Source organism: Pantoea dispersa (genome assembly GCF_019890955.1).
GTDB lineage: Bacteria > Pseudomonadota > Gammaproteobacteria > Enterobacterales > Enterobacteriaceae > Pantoea > Pantoea dispersa.
Window position 1 is genome coordinate 14,448 of sequence record NZ_CP082347.1, and the last position, 16,489, is coordinate 30,936.

At 50.7% G+C, this 16,489-nt stretch carries 15 protein-coding genes and 1 pseudogene; 8 read left to right on the forward strand and 8 right to left on the reverse strand.

What is annotated here, in order from left to right; genetic code table 11:
* Positions 1-59 precede the first annotated feature (59 nt).
* Both K7H94_RS18775 and K7H94_RS18780 read left to right on the forward strand, forming a co-directional pair.
* Positions 60-1,493 carry an MFS transporter gene (locus K7H94_RS18775; RefSeq protein WP_150058835.1) on the forward strand — a complete coding sequence of 478 codons (1,434 nt, stop codon included), beginning with the start codon at positions 60-62 and terminating at the stop codon, positions 1,491-1,493.
* 3 nt (positions 1,494-1,496) lie between these two features.
* Entirely contained in the window at positions 1,497-2,711 is a 1,215-nt protein-coding gene (locus K7H94_RS18780; protein WP_222952237.1) for an acyl-CoA dehydrogenase family protein, read from the forward strand.
* 89 nt (positions 2,712-2,800) lie between these two features.
* Here the strand turns inward: K7H94_RS18780 and K7H94_RS18785 are convergent, their stop codons facing one another.
* Entirely contained in the window at positions 2,801-3,310 is a 510-nt protein-coding gene (locus tag K7H94_RS18785; protein ID WP_152390890.1) for a P-loop nucleotide/nucleoside kinase family protein, read from the reverse strand.
* A 410-nt stretch (positions 3,311-3,720) separates the two neighbouring features.
* Here K7H94_RS18785 and K7H94_RS18790 point away from each other — a divergent pair, with 410 nt between their 5' ends.
* Positions 3,721-4,335, forward strand: a complete 615-nt coding sequence (locus K7H94_RS18790; protein ID WP_222952238.1) for a histidine phosphatase family protein — start codon at positions 3,721-3,723, stop codon at positions 4,333-4,335.
* Between the two features lie 162 nt (positions 4,336-4,497).
* Here the strand turns inward: K7H94_RS18790 and K7H94_RS18795 are convergent, their stop codons facing one another.
* From K7H94_RS18795 to K7H94_RS18805, 3 genes are all read right to left on the reverse strand, one after another.
* Positions 4,498-5,325 carry an SDR family NAD(P)-dependent oxidoreductase gene (locus K7H94_RS18795; protein WP_222952239.1) on the reverse strand — a complete coding sequence of 276 codons (828 nt, stop codon included), beginning with the start codon at positions 5,323-5,325 and terminating at the stop codon, positions 4,498-4,500.
* Positions 5,326-5,692: 367 nt separating this feature from the next.
* Positions 5,693-6,520 carry an alpha/beta fold hydrolase gene (locus K7H94_RS18800; RefSeq protein ID WP_222952240.1) on the reverse strand — a complete coding sequence of 276 codons (828 nt, stop codon included), beginning with the start codon at positions 6,518-6,520 and terminating at the stop codon, positions 5,693-5,695.
* Positions 6,521-6,649: 129 nt separating this feature from the next.
* Positions 6,650-7,831, reverse strand: a complete 1,182-nt coding sequence (locus K7H94_RS18805) for an MFS transporter (protein WP_222952241.1) — start codon at positions 7,829-7,831, stop codon at positions 6,650-6,652.
* 83 nt (positions 7,832-7,914) lie between these two features.
* Between K7H94_RS18805 and K7H94_RS18810 the strand changes: the two genes are divergently transcribed.
* The gene (locus K7H94_RS18810; protein ID WP_222952242.1) at positions 7,915-8,721 is read left to right on the forward strand and encodes an AraC family transcriptional regulator; all 807 of its coding nucleotides are present in this window, start codon (positions 7,915-7,917) and stop codon (positions 8,719-8,721) included.
* A 335-nt stretch (positions 8,722-9,056) separates the two neighbouring features.
* Here the strand turns inward: K7H94_RS18810 and K7H94_RS18815 are convergent.
* Positions 9,057-9,624: pseudogene (locus tag K7H94_RS18815) on the reverse strand (cysteine hydrolase family protein).
* Positions 9,625-9,703: 79 nt separating this feature from the next.
* Positions 9,704-10,906: an MFS transporter gene (locus tag K7H94_RS18820; RefSeq protein ID WP_222952244.1), complete on the reverse strand. Its 1,203-nt coding sequence runs from the start codon at positions 10,904-10,906 to the stop codon at positions 9,704-9,706.
* 85 nt (positions 10,907-10,991) lie between these two features.
* Here K7H94_RS18820 and K7H94_RS18825 point away from each other — a divergent pair, with 85 nt between their 5' ends.
* A complete protein-coding gene (locus K7H94_RS18825) occupies positions 10,992-11,642 on the forward strand; it encodes a GntR family transcriptional regulator (protein WP_222952245.1) in 651 nt (216 codons plus the stop codon).
* 116 nt (positions 11,643-11,758) lie between these two features.
* On the opposite strand, the gene K7H94_RS18830 is transcribed toward K7H94_RS18825, so the two are convergent.
* Positions 11,759-12,379, reverse strand: a complete 621-nt coding sequence (locus K7H94_RS18830; protein ID WP_222952246.1) for a LysE family translocator — start codon at positions 12,377-12,379, stop codon at positions 11,759-11,761.
* A 266-nt stretch (positions 12,380-12,645) separates the two neighbouring features.
* Between K7H94_RS18830 and K7H94_RS18835 the strand changes: the two genes are divergently transcribed.
* The 3 genes from K7H94_RS18835 to K7H94_RS18845 all read left to right on the forward strand — a co-directional run bounded on the left by K7H94_RS18835 (position 12,646) and on the right by K7H94_RS18845 (position 15,624).
* Positions 12,646-13,179: a hypothetical protein gene (locus K7H94_RS18835; RefSeq protein WP_021508788.1), complete on the forward strand. Its 534-nt coding sequence runs from the start codon at positions 12,646-12,648 to the stop codon at positions 13,177-13,179.
* Between the two features lie 571 nt (positions 13,180-13,750).
* On the forward strand, positions 13,751-14,884 hold the full coding sequence (locus K7H94_RS18840; RefSeq protein ID WP_104093481.1) for a glutathione-independent formaldehyde dehydrogenase: 1,134 nt from the start codon (positions 13,751-13,753) through the stop codon (positions 14,882-14,884).
* A gap of 473 nt (positions 14,885-15,357) precedes the next feature.
* A complete protein-coding gene (locus K7H94_RS18845) occupies positions 15,358-15,624 on the forward strand; it encodes a hypothetical protein (protein ID WP_104187669.1) in 267 nt (88 codons plus the stop codon).
* Positions 15,625-15,845: 221 nt separating this feature from the next.
* Here K7H94_RS18845 and K7H94_RS18850 read toward each other — a convergent pair whose 3' ends face one another.
* Positions 15,846-16,352: an anti-virulence regulator CigR family protein gene (locus K7H94_RS18850; RefSeq protein ID WP_150360138.1), complete on the reverse strand. Its 507-nt coding sequence runs from the start codon at positions 16,350-16,352 to the stop codon at positions 15,846-15,848.
* Between the last annotated feature and the right edge of the window lie 137 nt (positions 16,353-16,489).

The window sequence follows — 16,489 nt, forward strand, 5'->3', positions numbered from 1 at the left end:
TCCTGCATAAAGCGCTTATAACCACCTCACCTGCACAACAAAAACAGACGTGAGGCGTTATGAGTACTCTTCCTTTAGAAAACACCTTGCCGGCTTCGCAACCGGTACGTTCGGTCAGTGATGTGGCAAGGCTGATCAACACCCGCAGTAGCAAAAACAACTATGCGCGCATGATTGTGTTTCTCGCGTTGGGTGGCGTGTTCCTCGACGCCTACGACCTGACCACACTGTCGTACGGCATCGATGACGTGGTGCGCGAGTTCCAGCTATCGCCGTTCACCACCGGGCTGGTCACCTCATCCATCATGGTTGGCACCATTGTCGGCAACCTGATTGGTGGCTGGCTGACGGATAAGTACGGCCGCTATTCGGTGTTCATGGCCGACATGCTGTTTTTTGTCGTATCGGCGATTGCGGCGGGCTTAGCACCCAACGTCTGGGTGCTGATTGGCGCGCGTTTCCTGATGGGCATTGGCGTGGGCATCGATCTGCCGGTGGCGATGTCTTATCTGGCGGAATTCTCTAAATTCGCTGGCAAAGGTAACAAAGCCGCACGGCTCGCGGCCTGGTGCCCGATGTGGTATGCGGCTTCCACTGTGTGTTTCCTGCTGATTTTTGGCCTCTATTTTCTACTGCCTGAAGATCATCTCGACTGGCTGTGGCGCGCCTCGCTGCTGTTTGGCGCGGTACCTGCGCTGTTGATCATCGCGGTGCGCAGTAAGTTCATGAATGAATCACCGTTGTGGGCCGCGAATCAGGGCGATCTGACCTCGGCGGTGCGTATCCTGCGTGATTCGTACGGTATTCATGCTCACGAAGCAGAACCGGAAACGCCACCCGCGGCGGCGGCGCCGAAGGTGAGTTTTCGCGTACTGTTCCAGAAGCCGTGGCGTGAACGCACCCTCGTTGCCGGCGTAATGAATATCTGTATTTCGTTTGAGTACACCGCCATCGCCTTCTTCCTGCCGTCGATACTGGCGCAATTTCTCGGTGCCGGTGTGTTCGAGACCATCTCAGCTTCGCTGGGGCTGAACGCGCTGTTTGCCTTTACCGGCGGGCTGCTGGGGATGCGCCTGGCGTGGAAATATCCGTCACGCCACGTGGCGATCGCTGGCTTTGCGCTGCAGTTTTTTGCTCTGGTGGCGCTGGCGTTGATTGGCCACCCGCAGGCGCTGGTGGGCATCGTGTTTGCGGTGCTGATGCTCGGACTGTGGCTGTTTGCCGAAGGATTCGGGCCGGGCGCACAGCTGATGGTCTATCCGGCGCTCTCGTATCCCACCTCGATTCGTGCGACCGGCGTCGGCTTTAGCCGTGCGCTGTCGGGCATCGGCAGTGCGCTGGCGCTGTTCATTCTGCCGATTCTGCAGGCGGCGCTCGGCACCAACATGTTCTGGGTGGTATCGCTGGCCGCCATCATTCCGATCTTTTTCCTGCTGGCGGTGCGTCACGAACCGACCCGCCACGACATCGACGACCTTTCCCCTCAGGAGTAAAACATGAGCATTCTCTCTACCGGTACTGACTATGACACGCTGGCGGCGCACTTCCGACCGCTGTTTGCCCGCATCGCGGTGGGCGCGGCGGAACGCGAGCGTACGCGTACCTTGCCTTATGAACCACTGCAGTGGCTGAAGGAGGCCGGCTTTGGCACGGTGCGTATTCCACAGCAAAAAGGTGGCTGGGGCGCCTCGCTGCCGCAGTTATTTCAGCTGTTGATTGAGCTGGCGGAAGCGGATTCCAACCTGCCGCAGGCGCTGCGCGCGCACTTTGCTTTTGTCGAGGACCGGCTCAACCAGCCGGACAATGCGGAGCGCGATGCGTGGTTTCGCCGCTTTGTTGATGGCGAGCTGGTGGGCAGCGGCTGGACGGAGATTGGCAACGTCAGGCTGGGCGACGTGATCACCCGCGTTACGCCTGCCGCCAATGGCTGGACGCTGAATGGCGAGAAGTTTTACAGTACCGGTGCGCTGTTCGCCGACTGGATAGATGTTTACGCGCGTCGCGATGACAATCAGGGTGACGTGATCGCGCTGGTGAATACGCATCAGCCGGGCGTTACGCGCGAAGATGACTGGGACGGATTTGGCCAGCGCCTGACTGGCAGCGGCACGACGCGCTTCGAGCACGCGCATGTGGAGACGCAGCACGTGTATGATTTTGCCACGCGCTTCCGTTATCAGACCGCGTATTACCAGCACGTGTTGCTGGCGACGCTGGCGGGCATTGCGCGCGCGGTGGCGCGGGACGGCGCGGCAGCCGTTGCCGCACGCAACCGCGTTTACAGTCACGGCAACGGAGCGGCCTCGCGGCAGGATGCGCAGGTGCTGCAGGTGGTAGGCGAGATCACCAGTCTGGCATTTGCCGTCGAAGCCACGGTGATTCGCGCTACCCATTCACTGCAATCAGCGTATGAAGCGCACGTCAGTGCCGATGAAGCGGCCATCGCCGCCATCAACAACCTGGCGGAAGCCGAGGCCGGACAGGCGCAGGTGATCGCCAGCGAGCTGGTACCGCGTGCTGCCACCGAATTGTTTAATGCGCTTGGCGCGTCGGATACGCGCGTCAGCAAAGCGCTGGATCGTCACTGGCGCAATGCGCGCACCGTCTCGTCGCATAACCCGGTGATCTACAAAGCGCGCGACATCGGTGACTGGAAAGTCAACGGCACGCCACCAACCGGCATCTGGCAAATCGGCAGGGGAGAGGGGTAACCAGCCTTGATGAGCAAACGGCGCCGTTTAATGGCGCAGAATCCGGCTGCGTCATGGAATTAGCACCTCATAAGCCGCAACCCGGCGGCTTAAGAGCGGTATTCAATAATATTGAAACCTTCATCAGCCGCTGGTGCTGAGAAATAACGGCTTATGATTTCAAACTGTTCATCTGAAGCGGCAAAATCGTGAGTGCCGGCTGCGTTACGGGCACGTAATCGGCTCTTACACACCTCATCAGGGACGTTAAGGAAATGCAGGTGGTTAGCAGCCCCTGATGCTTTAATGATACTCATCATCCATTCACGACTGGCGGGTGTATTAGCCGGAAAATCCAGGACTACCGACATCCTCGCGTTAAGTAATGACACCAGATGCGGTTTCATGGCATTTCTGAGCTTAGAGGAATACTGCACGTAATCCGCGACCGTGTGCATTTCATCGGCATAGAGCGCTGCAAGCCAGCGATCCTCACTGATAATGAGAGTATGTGGTGCAGCACCTAATTTTGCGGATAACGTGGATTTACCCGACGCAATTTTTCCACATAACAGGTGAAGCGTGGCTTTTTCAGGTGATGCGACATCGGTGGTGTTCATGGCTGACCTCACTGGTTGATTACCGGTAAGGCCCGCCTTACCGGCGGGAAAATGGCAAACGTTATCCCACCTGAACGTGCAAGGTGATAATAATGATTGCGGAAGACAGGGCTGAGCAAGTTTTCATCGTTTTAAACTAACAGGTTAAGTCTCAATAATCACCTGATGCTTTGCTTTAGCTGTGATGGCAGTGTGTTGTTGATAGCAGAGTGCGCAGGGGGTAGGGCCGCTTTGTGCCAGGAGCGGACATTATCTACGTTCGATGCATCCTTCGTGAGACAGGCCATCCCGGTTTGCATTCAGCTAAACTTTTTCCTGTTTTTCGTCCGGAACAGAAAGAATTCCGCTACAGCTGGCTGGTATGTTTGGTCCAGGACATTTAAATCAACAACATGCATGGTCCACTAACGATGAAAGTGATTCTTGTTCGACACGCAGAAACAGAGTGGAATGAGAGAGGTGTTATTCAGGGGCATAGCGATAGTACGTTGACTCTCCGGGGGGAGCGCCAAACATCAGCCTTACTGGCAGCATTTGTCGCGAGTGATTACCAGGTTGAACGTGTTTATGCTTTTCCACTTGGTCGTACCTGGCAAATGGGACAGAGCCTGTCTGAGTGCTTTAGTTGCTCATTGGTAGCTGGAACAGCCCTTGAAGAACAGGCATTTGGTCAGTTTAAAGGCATGTCAACGACACAGCTCCTTCAACACCATCCGAAAGATGCAAATGCGTTATTCAAATTTGATGCGGAGTATTGTCCGCCAGAGGGAGAGTCATTAGCACAGGCAACTCAACGAGTAATAAGTTTCTTACAAAATCTGCAAGGCACCAAACAACATCATTGCGTATGTATCGTGTCGCATGGGCATGTCAGTCAGGGAGTGCTGGCAATACTCAAAGAAGGGACTATCGATAACTTTACCCGGTACGCTCACCCCAATGCGACTTACTCCGTTTTCGATTTTTTGGATGGAAAATGCACTGCGCTCAGATGGGGAATTGCCACACATCTACTTGAACGTTAGGTTCTGGTGGCCGTTTGAGTTAGGCGATATTATCTTAAACACGATGTCCGCTTCTCGCTCATATCGAACATTAGCCGGACGTCCGTCCGCTTTGTGCCAGAAGCGGACATTCCTTTTCAAGGAAAAGGGGAGCGCCAATCCCCAATTTAAAAAGGTAAGTTGTCAGAAGTCAGTCGAAGACGTCAGATCACCATATTTTTTAATGACTGAATCAATTTGCTCTCTCTTCTTCTCAAAGACTTTAAGCGCGTCGCTGCCAAGCGGAAGAATGACCGGCGGCTCGGGCATATTCGTGATTTCTATTAATACGCTGGCAAGTTTTTCCGGATCTCCAGGTTGCACATGATTACCAGCATCCAGTTCCTCTATCCGTTTTTGCGATTCAGTTGCATAGGCATCAATGCTCACTGATCCATAACGAACGGAACTTCGGTCAAGGAAATCCGTCCTGAAGCGGCCCGGATAAAGGCACGTAACGGCGATGCCAAAATCAGCAACCTCCTGTGCGAGACCTTCAGACCAGCCAGCCATTGCATGTTTTGACGCGCAATAAACAGACGAACCCACGAAACCTTCAATGCCAGCTATGGAAGCGATATTGATGATATGACCGCTTCCGGCATTACGCATAACGGGCAGAACTGCACGGGTAACATTAAGCGTACCCAGAAAGTTGACAGCCATTTGAGCTTCAACGGCATCTGCATCAACCTCCTCAAAAAAACCTAACTGACCGTACCCGGCGTTATTAACAAGAACGTTCAGGTCCCCAAAAGCCTCAAGTCCTGACCTGACCGCCTCATTAATGGATTCAGGGTCGTTCAGCTCCAGCTTTACTGATAATAGTCGTCCGTCCGCTATGTCGTTAAGTTCCGAAAGATTTTCAGGACGTCGGGCTGTAGCGATAACATTATCACCGTTTTTCAACGCAGCCCTGGCGATGACCAAACCAAGACCACGTGAAGCTCCCGTTATCAGCCATGTCTTCATTTTCGATACCTCTCACTGAATGGTTTAATCGCCCATTAATCATCAACATTTATCCGGTGATAATTATGTTGCGTAAGAATTCAGCCGCTTCATTCGAACGTCCTGTTCTGCCAATGGTATACGCAGCGCGTACTGGCTCTAAAATTGCTTCTCTGCAGATAAGCCCAATGAACCTTTCATTAACAGCGTGTCGATAATTTGCGTGCCTGCCGCATTAATACCTACACATCTTGCATAATACCAAAGCATTACCGGAAATGGTTAGATTAATGATATTATCGCCCTTTTTGTTAAAGTGAGGCGTTACTGTGTGCAGTTAAATTAAAATTATTTATCCTTATGAGGATAAAAAAGCTGTCTAAATTTTTCAGTTTGACCACTGTCGCAAAATGCTGGCGACGACGATCTCCACCGCGTCCTCCTGAACAAGGTGTTTTGAATCAGCGACAGTAATAAAATTCTGATGAGGCATGCGACTGGCAAATCGTTTACCATCACTCAGACTTATCCATTCATCCTTCTCGCCCCAGATAATAGTTGCAGGGCAACGAAACTCGTTATAACGGTGTTCCACTTCAGCTGTATATTTATCATCAATCTGAGCAACCTGCCGCCAGAACGCTTTTTGGCCGTGTTCACCTAACCATTGATCCAGATAAAGATGCATGTCATTTTCATTTAAGGGATTTTCTACGGCGTTAGCAATATAGGCCCGGGCAACAGCCTCATGGACATATGCCGGAAGCTCATTAAATACGTTTTCATAAGCTTTTGCTGCCACCACCAGGGGCGAACCAACTGGAGTTACCGAAACGGGATCGATGACAACAAGCGAGTTATAATCAAGACCATTGAGAATATGTCCCCGCAGGGCCGTGGCACCGCCAAAATCGTGCGCGACAACGTCCGGATTTTCAATTCCCCAGAATTTATAAAGAGCCGACCAGACGTGATTCTGGATGCCTAATGATGTATCAGTATTTAGAGGCTTATCGGATTCACCAAACCCAAGTAAATCAAAATAAAATACCTGGCGTTCTTCGGCAAGAACGGGGGCTATTCTGCGCCAGACCTGAGAAGAAAATGGCCAGCCATGGATTAATACAGCTGGCTTTCCTTTACCGATAGTACCCCATGCAATTGAGTGGCCTTTAAAATCGAAACGTTCAGTCAGAAGCAGTTTTTTATCAGACATACCATCCCTCATTTTCAATTAAAAAACAATCAGATAAATAATGAAATTAAATCAAAATTTAGTGATAGAGCCTCCCTTTTCGAAAACCTTTCATATTACAAGTGAAGTTTTTACCCGGTAAGAATAACTTTATCTGGAAATTATTCTCTGCCTGCCAGCCAGCAAACCGAATACCGCGTCAAAAAGGGCAAGCGTGACACACAGAATTAGCGGCATATACCAGTTATGAAAGATTTCGTGCAACTTTCCAATAACCACCGGGCCGGCAGCGGCAAGAAGATAACCAATACATTGCGCCATACCCGACAACACAGCCGCCTGGCCAGCGTGTTCAGTACGTAAGCCGATAAATGTAAGTCCCAGAATAAAACTTGCTCCCGAGCCCAGCCCAAGCAGCACGGACCAGATAGCCGCCTGACAGGGAAATACCATCAGTCCAAGAAATCCCAGCGCCATCGAGCCAGCCGAAATCACAGCAGCAATACGCTGATCCTTCATGTGGCGAAGAGTTGGGCCAATTATCAGGCCGGGCAAAGCGATAGCCAGCTGCAGAATTCCGTGCATTGTTCCTGCTTTTGCCGGTGTCATTCCGGCATCAGTCAATATGGCAGGTAACCAGCTGATAGCGATATAACTGATGACCGAGTTAAGCCCCAGGAACAGCGTTACCTGCCATGCCAGTGCTGAATGCCAGATTACAGATGAAGATCCCCGCGGGGTTATCACAACTTCGGCGGCCGGAGACCTACGCAACTGTGGGATCCATAAGGCAATCGCCAACAGAGGCAGAACGATCAGTGCTAAAAGAGCATTTGACCAGCCGATAGATGCTGATAACGGAACGATGGCAGTCGAGGCAATTGTTGCCGCAATTCCCATACTTAAAACATAACAACCGGTAATTAATCCAATACGTTCAGGGAAGCTTCGTTTTATCAGGCTCGGCAAAAGTACGTTCGCAATTGCTATACCCGCGCCGATGACGGCAGTACCCGTAAAAAGCGCTCCGGGCGTGTCAAATGCACGCAACAAGATCCCGCCAGCAACCAGACTGACGCCAGCGAAAAGTGCACGGCTTAATCCCAACTTTTTTCCCAGCCAGGCACTTATGGGAGATAACAGTGCAAAAACCAGTAAGGGAAGCGTGAGAATTAACCCGGTCATTGTGGTTGTCAGATGAAAATCCCGGGTAACGAGATCAAGGACTGGCGGCAAACCGGTGAACGGAGCACGCAGGTTCGTCGCAACCACTAACACCCCTGCAAAGAGGAGCACTTTTGATGTTTCAGGCGGGTTAAACGACTTGCGCATTTGGGGTTTCCTTATGAAAAACTTTACTCTATACACCCCGCATTTGGTTTAATATGCATGAAATGACATGTACCATTTAAATTATGACAATACGAACTTCTCTCGCGGAATTACATTCGCATTTCAATCCTGACGCAAACGACCTGCCGGTCATCGCCCTGCGACTGGAAGTAGAACAGAATACGACTGAGCTGCCTGTGCATCAGCATCGAAAAGGACAGCTTGTCGTCGCACGGCACGGTGCAGTGACATGTAAAGTACCCAGAGCCCTCTGGCTTGTTCCTCCTCAGCACGCCGTATGGATCCCCGGAGGGATGCCGCATAGCAACCTTTCTACACACAATGCCAGAATCAGCTATTTGTTTGTCGAACCTGATGTAATACCTATGCCGGAAGAGTGTTGTACGCTTGCGCTCACCCCCCTTGTTCGCGAACTTATCGAATATGCAGCAGACCAGGAGCAGGGTTATCCAAAGCAGGGCATCGTTGCACGGACGATGGCCGTACTGCTGGAACATCTGTCGGATGCGCCGGTAGCTGAATTACATTTGCCCGTTTCTGAACATCCTAAAATCGCTTTCATAGCTGATTCCCTTACCCGTAATCCGGCTGACCGCACCACACTGGAGCAGTGGGCCAGTGCCACAGCAATGAGTAACAGAACGCTTGCGCGTCTTATTAAGTCGGAAACAGGATTGACGTTTGGCCGATGGCGTCAACAGATCCACCTGCTCATTGCTTTGCGTCAGCTCTCATCAGGAGCGTCAGTTCAGCAGGTGGCCGGGGAACTGGGCTACGATACCTCAGCGGCCTTCACCCTGATGTTCAGAAAAGCCCTGGGGAAACCGCCGACACAATATTTCGCTGACCTTTATCAGGAAAAAAGATAGCGCTCATTGCATGGGGTAAATGAGGAAAACCTGAGAAGTGACCGAAGTTTGCAGGGTTTGCAACAGGAGCTACCCAGACTGCATTATCCCATGGAAGCGCTGTTCTGCACCCGCACCGTCCGGTAAAAGAGCAGGCCGGACGAATTTCACCGAACCGGATGCTGCGCATGCGAAGCGTTTCTTAAAATGTCGTTTCTGACATCTCATCAATTTCCGCTTTTCGCTCACACTGAACTCTCTGGATGTATCTGATATCTGCAACGTGCCTGAAGCGGAGTTCATATGACCGGGCATACCCGGTCATCTTCCGCCAGTAGATTATGGTTATTTTGACCTCAGAAATTCATATTTTTATGCCCAGACTTCTGATATTTCAGATGAACTGGTAACAAAAGCATGTTGAGGTATTATTTTTTCAAGTAAAAATACATTGGTTTCATGAGCTGGGTCTGCGCAACAATCACTCACAACGATGAGGCGGTAATCAAGGTCGAAAGCTTGCCCGACTGTAGAAAGCACCACACCACTGGTCGTCACGCCTGTAAGGATCAGGGTTTCGATGCCTTGTGCACGGAGAATCATATCAAGTTCGGTAAAAGAAAAAGCACCGACCCTGCGCTTAACAATGACGGGCTCATTCTCTGCCGGCGCGACATCAGCATGAATAGCCGAGCTCTCGTTATCAGCCATAAAAATTCCATTCTCTTTTATGGACGAGAAAATCGTGTTGTTCTGGCTTACCTCAGGGTAACCCCTGCGGAATCCGACACTAACGTAGATAACCGGTACGCCTGCTGCGCGTGCGGCAGATATCAGCGAGGCCGTGTTGCGAATAACGTCTCCAGCACTCTCATGCGGGAGAAAGTTGTTGAGAATGATCTTCTGAAAGTCCATTACCAGCAGCGCGCTGTTATTATTAATGTTACTGAGTTGATTTGACATAAAATCTCCGAAATTTGCAGGTAAAGGATAATGCGGCCAGTCAGCGCGTCGATGACTGGCGTTGTATTTTGAGGTTCCACGCCGCTCCGAGCAGCAGGAGGCAGCTGGTTGCCAGGAAGACGGCTCGCATTCCGATATGTCCACCGACAACCCCCCCAATCAGCGGCCCGATGAACTGTCCGGCGAACTGCGCTGCGACGGAATAACCAAGAATGCTCCCCACCATTTCTTCTGGTACGCGATGACGTATCACTGCCGCAATACATGGCAACAGGCCGCCAAGTGCCAGCCCCATAAGGAAACGCAGGGCAATCAGTTGCCACCCGGACGTGACAAATGCCTGAGGGATCAGCAACAAACCGGCCGCAGTTAACGCAAGTGCGATAATGCGCAAGTGCCCTATCCTGTCTGCCAGCTTCCCAAGCCAGGAGGCGGAAATAATGCTTCCCAATGCCGCTGCCGCCATCACATATCCTGCAACTTTGGTTATCTGAGACGCGTCACTGACGAGGGTTCTTACATAGACCGTGATAATGGGTTCAATTGACATGTTAGCCAGCATCAGCAGCAGGCCGGTGCAAAGCATGCCGACAACTGCAGACCGTGCGGGTATCTGCGACCAGCCAACCCGGGGCTGAGTGGCTACATCCGAAGGTTTTTTCACCTCTTCCCGGATAAGAAGAAGTGTCATGAGGAAAGCTAAAAATATCAGCGCGCCGGCACAAAGAAATGTGGATCGAATTCCAATCAGGCCGGGTAGCCATCCCCCGGCAAGCGGACCGGCAAGATTCCCTGCCATTACACCGGATGAAACTATCCCGAGCGCCCACGCTGCACGTTCTCTGGGAGCCTGGACCGCAATAAGAATTGTCGCGCCGGAGGAATAACCGCCAGCCAGTCCTACCAACAACCGCAGACCGACAAGTTGCCAGATATTGGTTACCAGCCCCATAAGAGATACCGTAACCGCCATGCCCAGACTGGCTCTCACGAGCATCGACTTGCGTCCATATCTGTCACCAAGTCTTCCCCACACCGGGGCGATCAGGCCGGCGGTAATAAACGTTGCGCAGAATGCCACACCAGACCATTGAACAACTGCGGCATGCCCGTGAACACCAAGCTCTTCAACATACAAGGGGAGGAAAGGCAGCATTAGAGTCATTGCGAATACGGTTGAGAATGAGCCAATGAAGCAAACGATCAGATTTCGCTGCCAAAAGCTGTTATAGAGTCGGGTCATAAAAGCGCTCTTTTTTGGTATACCAAGTTGGTATACCATACAGGTTGTGCATTTTACTGTCAATTTATGGGAGAACATTGCCGTCATGAGTCAGGCATCAGAGGTTGAAAACCAGTTACGAAAACTAATTCTGAGCATGGAGCTGGGACCGGGAGAACGGTTGACAGAGCGCTGGGCTGAAGCGACGTTTAACGCGTCCCGGACACCTGTGCGAGCCGCATTACAAAAGCTGGAGTCAGAAGGGCTGGTATGTCGTGACGGAATACGCTGGATGGTGGCACCGATCGATATCGCGGAAGTTGAACAGCTGTGTATTTACCGGGAAGTACTGGAAGTTGCGGCATTAAAACTTACAGCCGGCCAAATGGCGGAAGAACAAATCAGCAGTCTGGAAACCCTGCTCAAAGAGAAAGCTGCTGATGCAGCTGAAGATATTATGGACGATGCCGGAACACGATTCCATCTACAGCTGGCCCGTCTGTGTCAGAATGCGTTTATTATCGATGGGATAAGCGATGCTCTGCGCCGGCTTTCACGGGCAAGATGGCTGGACAAAGCACCGTCGAATCCCGCCTGGGAGGATCATCGCGAAATAATTGCTGCGCTTCGCTCGCAGGATACTGAGAAAGCAGCAGAATTACTCGCCATTCATCTTAGTGAAAGCCGCCTCCGCCTTCTTGAAGCTATCGACTCAAGCAGACGCAGTCTAAGGGCGAGAGGTATTACTATAACCTGACCATGCGGGGCGTTATTACTATAAAATAAAAAGGTCCGCTTTTCGCTCAGAGCGGACGTTTATCTGATCCCGCCCGCTTTGTGCCAGAAGCGGACGTTTTCAGCCAGTCCAGCCGGCTATCTTGTGCTCATAGCAAGTTTAGCCGCGAAGCATAAAAATAAGCCCCCTGTTGCTCTGTCCATCATCTGGACAACGCGATTTTTCTTCAAAATGGCTGACGCAAAATGCGTGCTTAAAATGAGTGTGACTGACCATATAGTCCCAATCGCCACGTGGATGCTGACCAGGATAAAAGTCCATATAAAAGGAGAGTGACCGGCAGGTATGAACTGCGGCAAAAAGGAAACATAAAAAATGCCCATTTTAGGGTTTAGCACATTTCCCAACATTCCTCTGATAAACCAGTTCCCCTGAAAACCATTGTCATCATCGCCATCACTGAAAGATGATCGGGGACGTAACAGCAGTTGTAAACCCAGCCAGCTCAGGTAGACCGCGCCACAAACTTTAAGCACCGTATAAGCCATTTCTGAAACCACCAGAAGAGCACCAAGGCCTAATGCGACCAGCGCCCCCCATAAAAAACAGCCAGCATCAATGCCAAGCGCAGCGTGAAAAGCCTTTTTGCCGCCCTCTCCACAAGCAGTGCGCAGAATAAGTGCCGTATCAAGGCCGGGGGTCAGGGTAAGTAACAATGCTGCGAGAGAGAATGCGAAGAGAGAATCGTTAACAGTCATTTTCTTAGTCCGAAAGAGCAGATGTTAATCATTTAGTTCTCTGTAATCAATCTAACAAATATCAGTTTTAAGTGTCCGCTTTTCGCTCATAGCGGACTTCAAGCTCAGTCAGTCTGTCCGCTTTGTGCCGGGATCGGACATTGTTCAGGTATCAGGCAGGTATCTCAGGGACAGATTATCTCCGGATGGCTGGCTTAATTTCTGTTAAAGATTTCACACCCACAGGCCGATAAAAACATGAACGACAGAAACGTAAGGAGATGCGCATGTATGGAAAACTGGTTATTACGGGAATAATAGTAACGTTGTTAAGTGGATGTTCGGCTGGGTTTAGGCCTTCTCTGGAAGACTATAAAGGTTCAGATGCAGCCAGGGTTCGTGCTGCATCTGAGGGCAATACAGCCCTGCAATTTTACGAAAAACAACCGAGTGGCTGTTATAAAAAAGTTTTAGAGCGCCGGGTTACGGCTGGTCTGGCTATTCTCGGTATTCCTGTTTCAGGAAATAAAAAAATCGGAATGCCAGAATCAAGTAACAATAAGGGGGTTTTCATTAATGAATTTACTATCAAGCCGGGGCAACTGATAAGTATAATTCATTACTGGACTCAGCCGGGCTACTACCAAAATACAGAACGTTCTGTCTCCACCAGATTCATTCCTCAGCCAAATCATGATTACGATATCGTCGTCACTGGCTCAGAATTTGGCGGGGATAGCGTATCGGTGAGAGATCTGGATCCAGGCGCTAAGATAGTTGGCTGGGAAGGCAATTACTGCCCCTCCGGTATATTTGATTAATTGCATGACGCTGGTCACCGTGTGTACGCTTAAGCCCACCCTGGAGTGGGCTTTTTTATGTGGTAATAAAAGCGCCTGCTTATGCTGGAAGTGCGTCGGGGTTCAGGAAAAATCAATGACGATTAACGCACGGCAAATACTGAACTCAGGATGAAGTGCAGAAAAATAATGATGTAAGTCGTGGCACTCAGCAAGGTGCGCTTTTCCTTCAGGATAAACGTCAGTCCGGACAACGCCGCACCGGGTCGCTGGATAAAAAGCAGGGAATAGCCGGGCGGAGGTTGAGGGCAATAGCGGTTACGGGATTCAGCACAAGGCTAAGTCAGCGTAGCGGTGTGGTGCGCCAGGGGTCTGGAAGAAGGCGGAGACAAAAGACGTTTAGCGAAACGGCGCTTACAATTCATAGAGTTACATAATATTAATACCACCAGTCGACTTCATGCGCTGTTCTACACTTACACATTCAATCAAGCCGTTTGATTGAAAAAGCAGCATCACTGAGAGGGAGGCGACCGCAAAGCGTCACGCAGCCGCAGCCTTCATAACTGATCATGCACGTGAGGAGAACATCATGAAAGCAGTTGTCTATAACGGACCTTTTGACGTTTCAGTCAAAGAGGTTCCGGATCCCAAAATCGTTCGCCCTACCGATGTGCTTGTCCGTATTACCACCACCAATATCTGCGGTTCGGATCTGCATATGTACGAAGGACGAACCAGCTTCGAACAGGGTCGCATCTTTGGCCATGAAAATCTGGGGCAGGTCATTGAAATCGGCAGCGCGGTTGAGCGGGTCAAAGTTGGCGATTATGTCTGCCTGCCCTTTAATGTCGGCTGCGGATTCTGTGAAAATTGCGAGAAAGGGTTAACCGGCTACTGCCTGACGGCAAATCCGGGTACGGCCGGTGCCGCCTATGGCTTTGCTGAAATGGGCGAATGGGATGGCGGACAGGCGGAGTTACTGCGTGTTCCCTATGCTGACTTTAACTGTCTGGTGCTGCCGCCGGATGCGGTAGAAAAAGAGGAGGACTACGTTTTACTTTCCGACATCTTCCCCACCGGCTGGCATGCCACTGAACTGGCAGGATTGCGCCCCGGAGAGAGTGTGGCAATTTACGGCGCAGGCCCGGTCGGCTTGATGGCGGCTCACTCGGCCATGATCAAAGGCGCATCGCAGGTGTTTGTGGTTGATACCCATCCGGACAGGCTGGCGCTGGCCGAACAACTGGGCGCAGTAGCGATCAATGGTGTGGGCGATGAGGCCGTAAATAAAATTCTCGAGTTAACCGACGGGCGCGGCACGGATTGCGGTTGCGAGTGTGTAGGCTATCAATGCTGCAATAAACATGGCCACGAGGATAACTCTGCCACGCTTAACAGCCTTGTCGCGTCAACCAAGGCCACGGGCGGCATCGGTGCGGTCGGCGTTTTTGTTCCGCAGGATCCCGGAGGCGCGACCGACCTGGCCAAAGAGGGTAAAGTGCCATTCGATTTTGGGAATTTCTGGTTCAAAGGTCAGTCAATCAAGACCGGTCAGTGTAATGTCAAAGCGTACAACCGCCAGCTCGCAAGGCTTATCCATCAGGGCAGGGCCAATCCGGCGCAGATCATCTCCCATCGTCTCGCTCTGGCGGACGCTGCCGAAGGCTATAAGCATTTTGATGATCGTGATAATGGCTGGACAAAAGTCATTCTGAAACCCTGAAAGTCAGGTAACTCAGAAGAGCTAAGACACATTCAGGCGGTGGGAAGAGGGAGAACGAAAACTGCCTGTCTGTGGCTGACTATATCTGGCATTACCACGCTTATGATACATCAGCGTAACTCCGACAGATATTTGCCCACTGCTTATCCAGTTTGATGCACATGCGCAGCATCTCTTTTTCAAGGCACGAAGCCGCACAAAAATCACCTGACGCAGCAGAGAGATATCAAGCTTCGAGGCATTTTGGCCATCGTCTGACAACATTCCTCCTCAGCTAAAGTTATTTATTAGGCATGAAAGAGATAACGGATTATTCAACTTTGTAATAACCAATTTTTTTAATTATCATTTTTATAATTCGCAAATGCCCGCGATGAGCGAGAAGGGAACCAAACATTTAAGTAATAATCGTGCGAGGGAGCCAAACGCCTGGTATTATAGTTATATAAATTATCATCACGGAGAAAAGGCTAATGAAAATTACACTTAAAAAAGAAAATGGAACATCCGAAACACAGGATGTTGCATCTTTGATTATCACATTAAGTAATGGTGAAACTATTGAAATTAGTGACGAAAGCCAGCAGCGCCCGTCGCATCTTTCGGAAGGAATTACGGTGTGGGGAGGAAGCATGCCGAAAGAAGGCGCCTCCATTGACGACCTCAGGGCTTCAACGCGATCATTAGGTATTTATCCCCTGGCCGCTAATTTGATTCACCTTTTCCCACTCAGTAAATAGCCGCTAAATACAGCAGTATGTGAGTTTCGTCTGGGGGCATTTGAGTCGGATAATCGTAAACATCGGCTTTTGCCATAGAACGAATTGACGAACAGACCGATGTCCGCTTTGAGCGAAAAGCGGACATCATCCGTTTGATTTGCAAGCAATTCGGGAAACAGGTTGTTTGCGTATAGATGACTTTGCCGGCGATCTCTTTTAGCCGGGCTTGCAGTCTGTGGTTAGTTGAACACACCGTTAATCACGGCGGTCACAACTGCTGTGCTCAACGCAATAAGCACTAAATCATCTCCAACCGCGCGCCACTCGTAGCCGGGGTAATGAGGCAGCGCATTTATCATGGATGCTGGCAAATTTTTCTTAGCAATACCCGGTGGCAATGCTTTCCCACGCGCCACTTTCTTAGCGATTCCCGGCGGCAGAGATTGATAGCCTACCAAACCATAGTTGACGGCGAGCGCTCGTGCCTGAGAGAAGCTGATATCAGATTGAACATGATCGGGGTGTCGGGCGTTCTTGCGATGTCCATGTTCGTTTTTCGACGATGCGTAACCCTGCTCTTTATTTCCGTGCGCGCCATTATTACCGTGATTGCCATTGCCATTGCCATTGCCATTGCCATTGCCATTGCCATTGCCATTGCCAGGGTTTGCATAAGCCGGTGCAACAAAAACGGCGAAACCAATCATCAGAGCAAAGGTTGTTTTGAGCGTGCGTTGCATGAGCATGACAGATGTCCTTAGTAGTATGTATTGCCTAATTGAAATATAGAGCGAGGCGGCAATCTTAACCATCAACTCATTTCTGAAATATCAGTAATGTAATAAGCCGGACATGTCTGGGACTCACTCTGAACGCGGGCATT